This window comes from Sulfurirhabdus autotrophica, assembly GCF_004346685.1.
GTDB classification, from domain to species: Bacteria; Pseudomonadota; Gammaproteobacteria; order Burkholderiales; family SMCO01; genus Sulfurirhabdus; species Sulfurirhabdus autotrophica.
The window spans coordinates 40,752-55,300 of sequence record NZ_SMCO01000017.1; the positions used below are offsets into that span (position 1 = coordinate 40,752).

Consider the following 14,549-nt stretch of genomic DNA (forward strand, 5'->3'; position numbering starts at 1 on the left):
TTTATGTCCGCCAATAAATTGAATAGTTATCTGCATGCATCACCCATTCTTGACAGCCTGGCTATCAAAGCGCAACGTCTTCTGGATCTGCAAAAAGTTTTCAATCACCTCGCGCCGCAGTCTCTTGTTAATTATTCCAGCATTGCCTCTTTTGAGAACAACATACTGGTTGTTTATACTGTTAACGGCGCAATTGCGGCAAAACTCAAACAACAAATTCCGTCTGTTCTAGCCAAATTTCATAAACGGGGGTTTGAGATTACTTCAATTCGAGTAGAAGTGCAAGCCCACCCTCGGAGCACGAATCTTAATAAAATGAAAGAGATAGAACTCAGCCCTGGTGCAACCCAAAGCCTGGAAACACTTGCAGAAAGCTTGAGTGAATCTCCGCTTAAATTGGCCCTGCTGACAATGTTACAACGGCATACAGTGAAGAAAAGTTAAATATATTTAAATCAGGACCAGTCTTTCGAGGATGAAGAGCGCAGCAAAAATCAGCAAAAAAACTATTGTAAATCTGAATATTTGCCAAGCAAATTGAAGATACCGTTTATCGCGAGAGAAGAAATATACGACGATTGAAGCGCCAATCGCTATTAAGGCTAGAAGTACAAGCAATCGTAAAACGATCACATTTGCCCCATTTTAATAATCAATGGCTTAGTGATGTAAATCAGGCAGCCTGTTTTTGTAGCTTGACGAATGCAACAGGTGCAGACTCCGCATTATCAAAAGAAACATATTCCCAGGCATCAGCTTCTGACAGCAAACAACGCAACAAACGGTTGTTAAGTGCATGTCCCGATTTATATCCTGTAAAGGCACCAACCAGCGGGTGTCCAAGCAGATATAAATCACCAATTGCGTCTAACACTTTATGCTTCACAAATTCATCTTCATAGCGCAAACCATCACTATTCAGAATACGGAACTCATCCATTACAATGGCGTTATCCAGACTACCACCTAATGCCAGCCCCTGGGAGCGCAGCATTTCTACATCCTGCATAAAACCAAAGGTTCTGGCACGGCTGACTTCTTTGATATAGGAAGTAGTGGCAAAATCCACTGTCAGCGACTGACTGGAACTATCCAGTACCGGATGACTGAAATCAATGGTAAAGCTCACTTTGAAGCCATCATACGGCTCAAAGCGCACCCATTTATCCCCTTCCATTACTTGCACTGTTTTTTTGATGCGAATGAATTTTTTGGGAGCAGTCTGCTCTTCGATGCCGGCTGATTGCAGCAAAAACACAAAAGGACCGGCACTGCCATCCATTATTGGCACTTCAGCCGATGTCAGATCGATATACACATTATCAATCCCCAACCCGGCAAGTGCTGACATCAGATGTTCAACTGTTGATACTTTGACTTCTCCATTTTCCAATGTTGAGGAAAGACGGGTATCGCCAACATGGTGAGGGGCAGCTTTTATTTCAACCGGTTCCGGCAGATCAATGCGACGAAAAACAATCCCTGTGTTGATGGCAGCCGGACGCAGGGTTAGGTATACCTTTTCCCCGGTATGCAGTCCCACGCCCGTGGCACGAATAATGTTCTTCAATGTGCGCTGTTTGATCATGCGCGTTTTCCCTAAACTATTAGTCCTTCATTTTAAATTGAAAATCCCTGTGCAGCAAGATTTCAATTCCTTGCCGATTATACATTTACAACAACACCGACTTATTTGTTGCAAAAATGTAACACCTGGATTTTCACTTAAATTTTTGGATTCCCAGTTTAGTCAGGTCATTAATCCGCTTGTTTGCGAAGAAATGCCGGTATATCCAGCAGCTCCACCCCTGATTGTTTCATGGCTTCGATCGTGGCATCGCGACGGCGACGCATTACCGCTGGCTGATCCAAAGTTGCATAGTCCACTTGGGAGTCAACTTGCAGCGGTGCGTTATCTGTACCCGTTCTGATCACCATCAACGGCTTGTTCTGCTGACGATTTAAAGGACTTCCCAAGCCGGTTGCCACCATGGTCACGCGCAGATCATCTCCCATGCTTTCATCGATTACGGTTCCTACGATTACGGTTGCATCTTCAGCAGTGAATCCCTTAATGGTATTCATCACATCATGCACTTCTTTCATTTTCATGCTCATGCTCGCGGTGATATTGACCAGCACACCACGCGCACCTGAAAGATTAATGTCTTCCAACAACGGGCTTGCAACGGCTTTTTCTGCCGCGATTACTGCGCGATCCACGCCTGAAGCAGACGCTGAACCCATCATGGCCATTCCCATTTCTGACATGACTGTTTTCACGTCTGCAAAATCCACGTTGACCAGACCAGGGCAGTTAATCACTTCTGCAATACCTGAAACTGCACCATGCAGCACATCATTTGCAGCTTTAAAGGCATCCAGCATGCTGACATCGTCGCCCAACACTTGCATCAGTTTGTCATTTGGAATCACGATGAGCGAATCTACATGTTTGCTTAGCGCTTCAATACCTTCTTGCGCGATTCGCTGACGTTTCCCTTCGAATCCAAAAGGCTTGGTGACGACGGCTACGGTCAGAATACCCATTTCCTTGGCCACTTCAGCTACAATCGGTGCTGCGCCTGTACCTGTTCCACCACCCATACCCGCAGTAATGAACAGCATGTCTGCGCCTTCAATCAGCTCTGCAATACGCTCACGATCTTCAAGCGCTGCTTCTCGGCCTATCTCCGGATTTGCTCCTGCACCCAGGCCTTTTGTGACATTCGAACCTAATTGCAGAACCGTTTTTGCCTGATTACGTTTAACTGCCTGAGCATCGGTATTGGCGCAAATGAATTCCACACCCTGCACGCCATAGTTGATCATGTGGTCGACTGCGTTACCACCACAACCACCTACTCCGATTACTTTGATCACAGCTTCCTGAGTTTGTGTGTCCATTAATTCAAACATTGTTGCCTCCTAATTATCGCGCCAAAATGAAATTTATCTTCAACCCACTACTTAAATATTTCCCCACCTGCCTGATACTTTCACTACCCTTTACTTCTTTTTTAAAAATTTCCCTGGAACCAGTTTTTCATTCTTTCCAGCACATGTTTAAATGATGTACTTTGCATTTTTACCAATTGATGCCGCTGATGTTGATCCAGCCCTGCGAGCAACAAACCCACACCGGTTGAATATCGCGGATTTCGAACCACTTCTGCCAACCCGCCTTCATACGTGGGTTTACCCAATCTGACCGGCATATGAAATACTTCTTCACCCAGCTCTACCATGCCGGACATTCCTGCGCATCCTCCCGTGATCACGATGCCGGAAGACAGCAAATCTTCAAACCCGCTTCGCCGTAATTCCGCCTGCACCAGCGAATAAAGTTCCTCTACTCTTGGTTCAATTACTTCAGCCAATGTTTGCCGCGACAACTGACGGGCACCCCTCTCACCTACACCAGGCACTTCCAGCATTTCATGCGGGTCAGCCAATTGACGCAAGGCACATCCATAGGTGCGTTTGATATCTTCTGCATCCTTGGTCGGGGTACGTAACGCCATGGCGATATCGCTGGTAACCTGATCTCCCGCTATGGGTATGACCGCTGTGTGGCGTATGGCGCCATCGATAAATACGGCGATGTCGGTTGTTCCACCGCCAATGTCTACCAAACAGACACCCAAATCCTTTTCATCTTCCGAGAGGACTGCCAGTGCCGATGCCAGCGGCTGCAAGATCAAATCAGTGACATCTAACCCGCATCGGCGCACACACTTAACAATATTCTGCGCTGCTGAAACAGCACCGGTAACAATATGGACTTTGACTTCCAGCCTGACGCCGCTCATGCCAATTGGCTCGCGTACATCTTCCTGCCCATCGATGATGAATTCCTGTGTAAGGATATGCAGGATTTGCTGATCCATCGGGATATTGACCGCTCTTGCAGTTTCAATCACGCGATCAACATCTGCTTGCGTCACTTCCTTGTCTTTAATTGCAACCATACCGTGGGAGTTAAACCCCTTGATATGGCTACCGGCGATCCCGGTATACACTTCCCGTATCTTGCAATCCGCCATTAATTCAGCTTCTTCAAGCGCACGTTGTATGGCGCTCACTGTTGATTCAATGTTTACCACGACACCTTTTTTCAGGCCGCGCGAGGGATGGTTACCCATGCCGATGATTTCCATGCGGCCTTCCGGTAACACTTCTGCGACGATTGCGACTATCTTGGATGTACCGATATCCAGTCCCACAATCAGATTTTTTTGTTCCTTAATCTTGCTCATCCTGCTTTTCCCCTTGTCCGGTATGTATGCCAACTATGCTGGCTTGGCATTACTTGCCGGCTCCTTGCCTCTCAATTGTTGTTGCGGCACCCGAACTGCAAATCCATTCGGATAACGTAAATCTACGTACTGTATTTTCCTTTGAAGCGTGCCCAGCGTCCTGTCATATACAGAGATAAACTTTGTCAGACGGGTTGCTACCTGGTCACGTCCTAGTTCTACCACCATGCCGTTATCCAGTTTCAACTGCCAGGCTCGGCGTGGGGACAATATCACCTGTGATGGCGCCAGCTTAAGCACAACCAATTGTTGCTTGAAGCGCATGTAGTTCTCGGCCACTTCTTTTTCACTGCCTGGCTGCCCTACAAACTCAGGCAGACTGATGTCACTCGAAGCAGCCTGAAACAGTTCACCCTTGGTATTCACCAGCGCCATATTCCCCCAGCGGGCCATTGCGACGTGTTCTTCCAGTGACACTTCCAGTCCATCCGGCCAGCGACGACGCATACTGACATTACGCACCCAGGGTAGCTTCTCGAATGCGCCTCTCGCTTTCTTCAAGTCCAGCGTAAAAAAATTTCCTTTTAGTTGCTGGTCCACAATGTATTTAACCTGCTCTCTTGTCACGTATTTCAATTCCCCATTCACCGTGATGTCACGTAATGGAAACACCGGGAGATGCACTACCATAAACAGTATTGCGTACAACACCAGAATCGCTGACACTGCATAAAACAGGTTTGCAATCCATAGCAATAGTTGTGGCTTATCCCACATTGGCCAATTCCAGAATCTGAATTACCAGTTCATCAAATGCGATGTTCTTCCCACGAGCCGCCATCGGTACCAGACTGTGATCAGTCATTCCGGGAGAGGTATTGATTTCAAGGAAATAAGCCACCCCACTCTTATCAATCATCACATCAGCACGTCCCCACCCACGGCAACCTATTACCTGAAATGCTTTGAGCGCCTGGGCCTGAATGGCCTTTTCCTGCTCTTCCGGCAACCCGCAAGGGCATAAGTAACGGGTATCATCCAGCAAATATTTCGCTTCGTAATCGTAAAAAGTACGCGGAGTTTCCAGTCGAATCAGTGGCAGGGGCTCCTCACCCAAAATTGCTGCAGTATATTCACTGCCTTCGATGAATTGTTCCGCCAGCACCAGCGCATCGAATTTCACTGCCAGCTGATACGCTTTTTCCAGTTCAGCAACTGAATTAACTTTGCTCATGCCGATGCTAGAGCCTTCCCGGGCAGGTTTCACAAAAATGGGGAACCCCAGTTTTTCAGCCACCTGTTCATAATTGGTATGCTCGTCCAGCAATGCATATTCTGGTGTTGAAATTCCTGCTGACAGCCACAACAATTTGGTGCGCCATTTATCCATTGCCAATGCAGATGCCATGACACCGCTTCCGGTGTAAGGTATACCCATTAATTCAAGTGCACCCTGCATGGTGCCATCTTCACCATATCGACCATGCAGTGCGATAAACACGCGATCGAACTTCTCTTCAAATAATTCATCCAGATTTCTCTTACCTGTATCAAAAGCATGAGCATTCACTCCCCGGCTCTTTAACGCAGCGAGTACCGCATTTCCACTTTTCAGGGAAACTTCTCTTTCTGCTGACAGCCCTCCCAGGAGCACGCCCACTTTCCCGAAATCCTTCACTTGATACTTTCTCCAACAATTCTGACTTCTCTTACGAGTTGAATCCCATGTTTGGCATTCACTGCTTCTTGCACTTTATCTATCAGCATTTCTATATCTGTTGCTGTGGCGGAACCTGTATTGACGATAAAGTTGGCATGCTTGGTCGATACCATTGCCCCGCCAATCGCAACACCTTTTAAACCTGTGTCTTCTATCAATCTTGCTGCATAATCCCCTTCCGGATTACGGAACACCGAGCCCGCATTGGGCATATTAAGCGGCTGACTGGCAATGCGCTTTTGCAGCAGGGATTTGATTTTCGCCAGTGATGCTTCGCCATCCCCTTTAGGCAATTTGAACCATGCCCCTACATACCATTCTCTTGCCAGAGGTACGTTATCTCCTGACATTTTCTGCAACACATGACGGTAGCTAATTTCATAGTCTGCCGGCATCCTTTTATGAAGTTCGCCATTTCGATTCAATGTCAGAACTTTTGCAACCACTTCCCAGGTTTCAGCCCCATAGCATCCTGCATTCATTGCCAGTGCGCCGCCCACTGTTCCGGGTATTCCGGCCAGAAACTCTGCCCCGACTAAATTGTGCCTTGCTGCATATCGCGCAACTTTTGGGCTTGCTACACCTGCTTCGGCATATACCAGATCGATATTTTCACCAAGTGTGGTTGCAAAACCGTTTTTGCGTTGTTCAATACAAATTCGTTTCAGTGCGCCATGCACTAATATGACCGTACCGCGCAACCCGCCATCCCGCACCAGCAAATTACTGCCAAGCCCTACCATGTGTACGGCTTCATCCTTAGGTAAATTGCGTAGAAAAGTGGATAGGTCAGCCAAGTCAGCCGGAATATACACCTGGTCTGCTACCCCGCCTGCACGCCAGCTAGTATGCTTTTGCATCGGCTCATTTTGTCTAAGCTCCCCGCGTAATCCACTGGGTTCAACATTAAAATAGGCTGGCGAGACACCGCCGCATGATCGTCCATGATTAACTTCTTCACTTCGTCTCATAGCTCCCCCTTTTCTAACAGGCCAGGCACCTGGCCGATCGAACCGGCTCCCATGGTGAGCACAATATCGCCGTCTTGCGCGATATCGCGAATCACCTGGGGTAATTCCGCTACATTTTCGACAAATATCGGCTCAAGCTTGCCACCCACACGTATGGCTCTTGTCAGGGCACGACCATCTGCTGCCACGATAGGGGCTTCCCCTGCGGCATAAACTTCTGCCAGCAACAACACATCTACGGTGGCAAGCACTTTGACAAAATCTTCAAACACATCGCGAGTACGGGTATATCGATGCGGCTGGAATGCCAGAACCAGACGTTTTTCCGGGAAAGCCCCCCGTACAGCAGCAATGGTTGCCTGCATTTCAGTAGGGTGGTGACCATAGTCATCAATCAATGTAAAACTACCGCCTTTGGCTATAGGCACTTCACCATAACGCTGGAACCGTCTGCCAACACCTGTGAAATCTGCCAGTGCTTTAACAATGGCTTCATCTGGCGCCCCGACTTCCATCCCGACTGCAATTGCAGCCAAAGCATTTTGCACATTGTGTATGCCGGGTAAATTAAGGGTGATTTCTAAATCAGGGTATTTATCCCCCATAGCCCTTTCAACCCGAAATTGCATTTGTCCGCCACAATGCCGCAGATCCACAGCACGCAGCTGCGCCCCTTCTGAAATGCCGTAAGTCATGATCGGCTTCGTAATACGGGGCATGATTTCACGTACATTTGCGTCATCCACACACAATACGGCCATCCCGTAAAATGGAAGATGCTGAATGAAATCGACGAAAGCTTGTTTCAACTTGCCGAAATCATGCTCATAGGTTTCCATATGATCCGCATCAATATTGGTGATGACTGCCAGCACAGGCTGCAGGTACAGAAATGACGCATCGGATTCATCTGCTTCCGCTACCAGAAATTCTCCGCTGCCCAATTTGGCATTTGCGCCCGCGCTGTTCAGCCGACCACCTATGACAAATGTCGGATCCATGCCCGCCTCTGCCAGCACACTTGCTACCAGACTGGTCGTGGTGGTTTTACCGTGTGTGCCTGCTACGGCGATCCCCTGCCGCAGTCTCATCAATTCAGCCAGCATGAGTGCACGCGGAACAACCGGCACATTTTGCCCACGGGCAGCGATAACCTCGGGGTTATCCTCTTTCACTGCTGTCGAAACCACTACGGCGTCAGCATTCACAATATTGTTACTGGCATGCCCCAAATGCAGCGTTGCACCCAGTTTCTTTAGACGCTGGGTAGCTGCATTTTCAGATAGATCTGAGCCGCTTACCTGAAAGCCGAGGTTTAACAATACCTCGGCAATTCCGCTCATCCCTGATCCGCCAATTCCAACGAAATGGACGTGTTTAACTTTATGCCGCATTGGCCAGCTCCCTGCACATATCTGCAACTTCATTTGTGGCTTCTGGCTTCGCCAGCTTGCGCGCCGCCACCGCCATTTTCACAAGGTTTTCCCTATCCAGATTTAGCAGCAACTCATGAATTTTTTCTGCAGTCAGTTCTTTTTGTGGTATCAGAATTGCTGCATGGTTATCGCTTAAAAACCGCGCATTGTCTGTTTGATGATCATCTACTGCATAGGGATAAGGCACGAGCACGCTACCTAAACCAGCGGCTGTTAACTCTGATACCGTTAATGCACCTGCCCTGCATATCACCACATCGCACCATGCATATAAGCTTGCTATATCATCAATAAAAGTTTTCACCTCTGCTGAAACACCTGCTGCAACGTAGTTCGCTTCGAGTGAATCCATATGTTTTGCGCCTGCCTGATGCACAATTTCAGGCCGTTTTTCTTCTGGCATTAACGCGACTGCTTTTGGCACAACATCATTTAATGCCGTTGCACCGAGGCTACCGCCAACTACTAATAATCTTAATTTTCCAGTGCGCCCTTCAAATCGTTTTACCGGTTCGGTTATTTCTGCAATCTCTTTACGTACTGGATTGCCACACCAGATTGTTTCCGGTCTGGCGCACAACAATGGTTTATCTACCTTCCCTTTGAATGCGCCCGGAAACGCCACCATCACTTTATCTGCCAGACAGGCCAACACCCGGTTTGTCAGCCCAGCGATAGAGTTTTGCTCATGAATCACCAATGGTTTAGCAAGCAGCACAGCCATCATGCCACCAGGAAAGGCTGTATAGCCGCCCATCCCCAACACCACGTCCGGTCTTTGCTTAAAAATCACAGCTGCGCTCTGATAAAAAGCGATCAGTATTTGAAATGGTAAAACCATCCACCGCACCAGCCCGTTGCCTCTCACGCCAGAAAATTTTAACCAGGCCATTTCATAGCCTCTCTGGGGAACCAATTTTGCTTCCATCCCTGATTTTGTACCCAGCCAAATCACTTTCCAGCCTTCTTCTCGCAGATTGTCGGCCACTGCCAAGGCCGGAAATACATGCCCACCGGTACCGCCAGCCATTACCAGAATTGTTCGGTGTTTCGTTGAGGTCATACTGCATACCCCTTCATCATTTGACGGTTTTCCCAGTCAATTCTCATGAGCACGGCAATGGCTATGCAATTTGCTGCAATTCCACTTCCGCCGAAACTGAGCAGCGGAAGCGTAAGCCCTTTGGTTGGCAACAATCCCATGTTGACGCCCATATTGATAATGGATTGCACGCCAAGCCATACACCTACGCCTTGAGCTGCCAGCGCAGAGAAAGGACGCTCAAGAATATTTGATTGCCTTCCAATTGCGAATGCCCGATAAACTATCCAGAAGAACATGCCAATCACAATCGTCACACCTACAAAACCCAGTTCTTCAGCAATCACAGCCAGTAAAAAATCCGTATGTGCTTCAGGCAAATAGAAAAGCTTCTCTACGCTTGCGCCTAACCCCACCCCAAACCATTCCCCCCGCCCAAACGCGATCAAGGCATGGCTTAACTGATACCCCTTTCCAAATGGATCCGCCCATGGGTCCATAAACCCGACAACACGTTGCATTCGGTAAGGCGAACTCCAGATCAACAGCAGGAATCCGACGAACAGCATGCCAATCAAGCCTACAAACTGCTTTAAATTAATGCCTCCTAAAAACAGAATGGACATAGCAATTGATATAATGACTGCAAATGCGCCAAAATCCGGCTCACGCAATAACAACCATCCAATCACCAGCATCACAATCAGCATGGGCAAAAAGCCTTTAATAAAACTTTCCATGTGGGCTGCTTTACGCACCGTATAGTCAGCTGCATACATGACGGCAAACAACTTCATGAATTCTGATGGTTGCAGGTTGATCACAAATAATGAAAGCCAGCGCTGACTTCCATTCACTTCGCGTCCAACTCCCGGAATGAGTACCGCAACCAACAACACGGCACCCATGATAAAAAGATAGGGGGCAGATTGTTGCCATATACGCATCGGAACCTGAAACGCCATTAACCCAAAAACAATGCTTACCACCAAAAATATGGCATGACGAACCAAAAAATAACTGTACTGATAGTTAGTGTGTCGATCAGCCTCAGCTATCGCAATAGAAGCCGAGTACACCATTACCAGACCGAAACCCAGCAACATAATAGTGAGCCAGAGCAATATGGCATCGTATTCTGGCAACACCCTGCTTTTATTTGCCCCTACGTAGCTCATTGCTGGGCCCCGTTCAAGCTGATTTCACTTTTCAATTCCTTGGCTGCACGGACAAATTCCTGGGCCCGGTGTTCATAATTTCGGAACATATCGAAACTCGCGCACGCCGGAGACAGCATTACTGCGTCACCGGCCTTTGCCTGCATAAAGCCCAAACGCACTGCCTCGTCCATATTTTCAGCGCGCAATACCGGCACACCACAGCCGGTAATGGCTGATTTAATTTTGTCTCCATCCCGGCCAATCAAAACTACTGCCCGCGCATGATTCGCAACTGCCGCTTTTAGCGGACTGAAATCCTGACCTTTTCCATCTCCACCTGCAACCAGGACTACTTTTTCAGTCATGCCGTTTAGTGCTGCTTCTGTCGCACCAACATTGGTTCCTTTGGAATCATCATAAAAATTGACGCTGCCGATTTCCAGCACCCATTCCACTCGATGCGGCAATCCTTTAAATCCTTTCAATCCTTGAATCAACAATTCAAACGACAAACCAATTGATCTGCATAAAGCCAATGCGGCTAATGCATTAACCGCATTGTGCAAACCAGCAACTGGCAGTTCCGTGACTGGCATTAGCGCTTGATCACCTTGCGCCAGCCACATGCTTCCTTCCTTTTTTTTCAGGCCATATTCATCTTCACTATGCGGCTCGCCCACACCAAATGTTTTAACTGTTCGATCAGGTACCTTCATTGCCTTGCAATAGTTATCTTCCCGATTCAAAATTTGCACACCCGAACCTTGAAATATTTTCGCTTTTGAATCTGCGTAATGCTGCATGCCTGTATACCGATCCAAATGATCTTCACTGACATTCAATACAGCAGCTGCATCAGCATTGAGTGTCGATGTGGTTTCCAGTTGAAAACTGGACAACTCCAGTACATACACATCCGGCTCTGCTTTGCCTTGCTGCGCATTGTTTTCCACCTCAAGTAACGCATCCAATACTGGTAGGCCGATATTCCCTGCCATGACTGTATTCAATCCGGCTTTTTTACACATCGCACCCACCATAGAGGTAACGGTGCTTTTTCCATTTGAACCGGTAATGGCAATTATTTTGCTGGCTGTTCGATTGACTGCCTGAGCAAACAATTCCACATCCCCTACTACCGGTATACCGCCAGAATGCGCTTGAACAATCATGGGTTCGCTTACTGCTACGCCAGGGCTGCTTACTATCAGATCAATATTCTGGAAAGAGGCATCTTTAAAACTACCTGTATCCAGCTGAACATCCGGAAATTCTTTCTGAAGAAGCCCAGCGTGAGGTGGCGCTACGCGACTGTCTGCCACACGCACGTCTGCCCCCTTGCGCTTCAACCAGCGCACTGCAGATAGCCCTGTATCACCCAGACCTAACACCAGCACTCTTTTGTTTTCCAGATGCATTCCGTTTTATCTCAACTTCAACGTTGACAAACCAAACAGTACAAGCAACATTGTTATAATCCAGAACCGCACGACCACTTGCGTTTCCTTCCAGCCTTTTAATTCATAGTGATGATGTAGCGGTGCCATACGGAATATCCGTTTCCCCGTCAGTTTGAATGACGCTACTTGCAACATCACAGAGAGGGTTTCTACAACAAATACCCCGCCCATAATGAACAGCACAATTTCCTGACGGACAATCACTGCTACCGCGCCTAATGCAGCGCCCAGCGCCAGTGCGCCGACATCGCCCATGAACACTTCGGCTGGATAGGCGTTGAACCATAAAAACCCCAGCCCTGCTCCAGCCATTGCCGCACAAAACACAGCTAACTCGCTTGCACCCGGTATATGGGGAATACCTAGGTAGTGTGAAAAAACAAAGTGCCCGGTGACATACGCAAATATGGCCAGTGCGCTAGCTACCATCACGGTTGGCAGAATGGCCAGACCATCCAGCCCATCTGTCAGATTCACCGCATTGCTGGTGCCCACAATCACAAAGTAGGTCAACACCATAAATCCGACCGCACCCAAAGGAATCGAAACTGTTTTAAAGAACGGCACGATCAATTCTGTTTGTGCCGGCAATGACGTACCGCTATAAGCCAGGTATGCTGCCACACCTATACCGATAACCGATTGCCAGAAATACTTCACCTTGGCGGACAATCCCTTTGGATTGCGATAAACCACCTTGCGATAATCATCTACCCACCCAATAGCGCCGAACCCTAAGGTCGTTGCAAGCACAACCCAGATATACGGATTGGACAGATCTGCCCACAGCAGAGTTGTGATGCCAATTGCCACTATAATTAGCGCCCCGCCCATGGTTGGTGTACCGGCTTTACTTAAATGGGTTTGTGGTCCGTCAGTCCGAACTGATTGACCTATTTTATAAGCTGTCAATTTGCGAATCATGGCAGGACCGACCATGAATGAAATCGCAAGTGCCGTCATGGTTGCCAGCATGGCACGCAAGGTGATGTAGTTGAACACGTTAAATGCTCTGATGTCGTGCCCCAGCCACTGAAACAATGCTAATAACATGCTTTCCCCGCCTTAAACTCACAACACTCCGCTTGAGTGTCTTTTAGAGGGAGCATTCCTTTAACTTTCACGCTTCACTCCTGATTTCAAAACTCTTCACTACGCGCTCCATTTGCATAAATCGCGACCCTTTGACCAGCACCGTGACATCAGGAGCCAGATAGTTTTCAAGATCAGCCAGCAATTCCTGGATTCTTTCAAAATGCCAGGCACCTACCCCGAATCCTTCAACGGTAAACCGACTCAAGTCACCCAACGCCAATAGCACATCAATTCCGGCCTGCTTCGCCTGCATACCAAGCTGCTTATGAAACGCTTCCGCTCCCGGTCCTAATTCACCCATATCGCCAAGCACTAATACTTTTTTTCCCAGCGCTGCCGCCAGTACAGAAATAGCTGCTTTTACTGAATCCGGATTAGCGTTATAACTATCATCAATTAAAGTTGCACCATGCAAACAGGCCTTTCTTTGCAAACGCCCTTTCACCCCCGAAAACTTGCCCAATCCTGCTGCAATTATTTCGTTTGGAATATGAATAGCCAATGCCACTGCGGATGCTGCAAGGGCATTACGCACGTTATGCATCCCTGGCACTTTCAACACCACTTGCATTTCACCCTGAGGATTTTGAATCGTTATTACGCTTTCAAATACGCCCAACTTATAACCAGCCGTCACCTTGGCACTGCTTTCTACACCGAAATCAATAACAGTGCGATCACCAATCAGTTCTCGCCAAAGTGGTGCATACACATCATCTGCATTAATGATTGCTACACCATCCTGCTTTAACCCCTCAAAAATCTCACCTTTAGCTCGCGCAACCTCTTCTACTGTTTTCAGTCCCGCCAAATGCGCAGCATGCGCATTATTAATCATTGCTACGTCCGGCCTTGCCAATCGGCTTAAATAGGCAATTTCTCCCGCATGATTCATGCCCATTTCTATTACCGCATAACGATGATTTGATCTCAAACTCAGCAATGTCAGCGGCATTCCTATATCGTTATTCAAGTTCCCTTGCGTTGCCAGCACTGCTTCGTTTTTATTCGTTGATGCAGCACATGCCTCTCGTAATATAGCTGCCAGCATTTCCTTCACTGTGGTTTTCCCATTGCTGCCTGTCACAGCCAATATGGGTGTCTCAAACTGATCGCGCCAAAATGCTGCAAGACGCCCCAATCCTATGCGTGTATCCTGCACAATCAATGCGGGCATAGCATCTGATATTCGATGATCTACCATAACCGCAGCTGCCCCATCTGCAATGGCCTGCGCCGCAAATGCATGACCATCAAACTTTTCACCCCGCAGAGCCACAAACAAATCACCCGCCTCAATTGCGCGACTGTCAGTAGTTACTCTATTAAAAGTAACATCTGAACCAACTACTTCCGCATTGATGGCTTCAGCAACAGCGCTGAGATTCGTCATACTCATTTATATT

The 14,549-nt window shown here is 47.8% G+C and carries 13 protein-coding genes; 1 reads left to right on the plus strand and 12 read right to left on the minus strand.

The genetic code is table 11. The annotated features are described in order from the left end of the window. The first annotated feature begins 3 nt into the window (after positions 1–3). Positions 4–444 carry a DciA family protein gene (locus EDC63_RS14285; protein WP_124944836.1) on the plus strand — a complete coding sequence of 147 codons (441 nt, stop codon included), beginning with the start codon at positions 4–6 and terminating at the stop codon, positions 442–444. Between the two features lie 229 nt (positions 445–673). On the opposite strand, the gene lpxC is transcribed toward EDC63_RS14285, so the two are convergent. From lpxC to EDC63_RS14345, 12 genes are all read right to left on the minus strand, one after another. Next, positions 674–1,588 carry a UDP-3-O-acyl-N-acetylglucosamine deacetylase gene (gene lpxC, locus EDC63_RS14290; RefSeq protein WP_124944835.1) on the minus strand — a complete coding sequence of 305 codons (915 nt, stop codon included), beginning with the start codon at positions 1,586–1,588 and terminating at the stop codon, positions 674–676. 170 nt (positions 1,589–1,758) lie between these two features. Beyond that, positions 1,759–2,919, minus strand: coding sequence for a cell division protein FtsZ (gene ftsZ / locus EDC63_RS14295; RefSeq protein WP_124944834.1), 1,161 nt, complete (start codon positions 2,917–2,919; stop codon positions 1,759–1,761). Between the two features lie 101 nt (positions 2,920–3,020). Further along, positions 3,021–4,259 (minus strand): cell division protein FtsA, encoded by a 1,239-nt coding sequence (gene ftsA, locus EDC63_RS14300; RefSeq protein ID WP_124944833.1) that lies wholly within the window; start codon positions 4,257–4,259, stop codon positions 3,021–3,023. 33 nt (positions 4,260–4,292) lie between these two features. Beyond that, positions 4,293–5,036: a cell division protein FtsQ/DivIB gene (locus EDC63_RS14305; protein ID WP_124944832.1), complete on the minus strand. Its 744-nt coding sequence runs from the start codon at positions 5,034–5,036 to the stop codon at positions 4,293–4,295. Beyond that, positions 5,026–5,937, minus strand: coding sequence for a D-alanine--D-alanine ligase (locus EDC63_RS14310; RefSeq protein ID WP_124944831.1), 912 nt, complete (start codon positions 5,935–5,937; stop codon positions 5,026–5,028). The genes EDC63_RS14305 and EDC63_RS14310 overlap by 11 nt, the downstream gene beginning before the upstream one ends. After that, on the minus strand, positions 5,934–6,950 hold the full coding sequence (murB, locus tag EDC63_RS14315) for a UDP-N-acetylmuramate dehydrogenase (RefSeq protein ID WP_124944830.1): 1,017 nt from the start codon (positions 6,948–6,950) through the stop codon (positions 5,934–5,936). Before murB ends, EDC63_RS14310 begins: the two co-directional genes overlap by 4 nt. Then, entirely contained in the window at positions 6,947–8,344 is a 1,398-nt protein-coding gene (murC, locus tag EDC63_RS14320; protein ID WP_124944829.1) for a UDP-N-acetylmuramate--L-alanine ligase, read from the minus strand. The genes murB and murC overlap by 4 nt, the downstream gene beginning before the upstream one ends. Next, positions 8,334–9,449 carry an undecaprenyldiphospho-muramoylpentapeptide beta-N-acetylglucosaminyltransferase gene (murG, locus tag EDC63_RS14325; RefSeq protein WP_124944828.1) on the minus strand — a complete coding sequence of 372 codons (1,116 nt, stop codon included), beginning with the start codon at positions 9,447–9,449 and terminating at the stop codon, positions 8,334–8,336. The genes murC and murG overlap by 11 nt, the downstream gene beginning before the upstream one ends. Further along, on the minus strand, positions 9,446–10,606 hold the full coding sequence (ftsW, locus tag EDC63_RS14330) for a putative lipid II flippase FtsW (protein WP_124944827.1): 1,161 nt from the start codon (positions 10,604–10,606) through the stop codon (positions 9,446–9,448). The genes murG and ftsW overlap by 4 nt, the downstream gene beginning before the upstream one ends. Next, positions 10,603–12,006 (minus strand): UDP-N-acetylmuramoyl-L-alanine--D-glutamate ligase, encoded by a 1,404-nt coding sequence (gene murD / locus EDC63_RS14335; protein WP_124944826.1) that lies wholly within the window; start codon positions 12,004–12,006, stop codon positions 10,603–10,605. Before murD ends, ftsW begins: the two co-directional genes overlap by 4 nt. Before the next feature lie 6 nt (positions 12,007–12,012). Beyond that, positions 12,013–13,101 carry a phospho-N-acetylmuramoyl-pentapeptide-transferase gene (gene mraY, locus EDC63_RS14340; protein ID WP_124944825.1) on the minus strand — a complete coding sequence of 363 codons (1,089 nt, stop codon included), beginning with the start codon at positions 13,099–13,101 and terminating at the stop codon, positions 12,013–12,015. Between the two features lie 67 nt (positions 13,102–13,168). Beyond that, a complete protein-coding gene (locus EDC63_RS14345) occupies positions 13,169–14,542 on the minus strand; it encodes a UDP-N-acetylmuramoyl-tripeptide--D-alanyl-D-alanine ligase (RefSeq protein WP_124944824.1) in 1,374 nt (457 codons plus the stop codon). Positions 14,543–14,549: the final 7 nt, after the last annotated feature.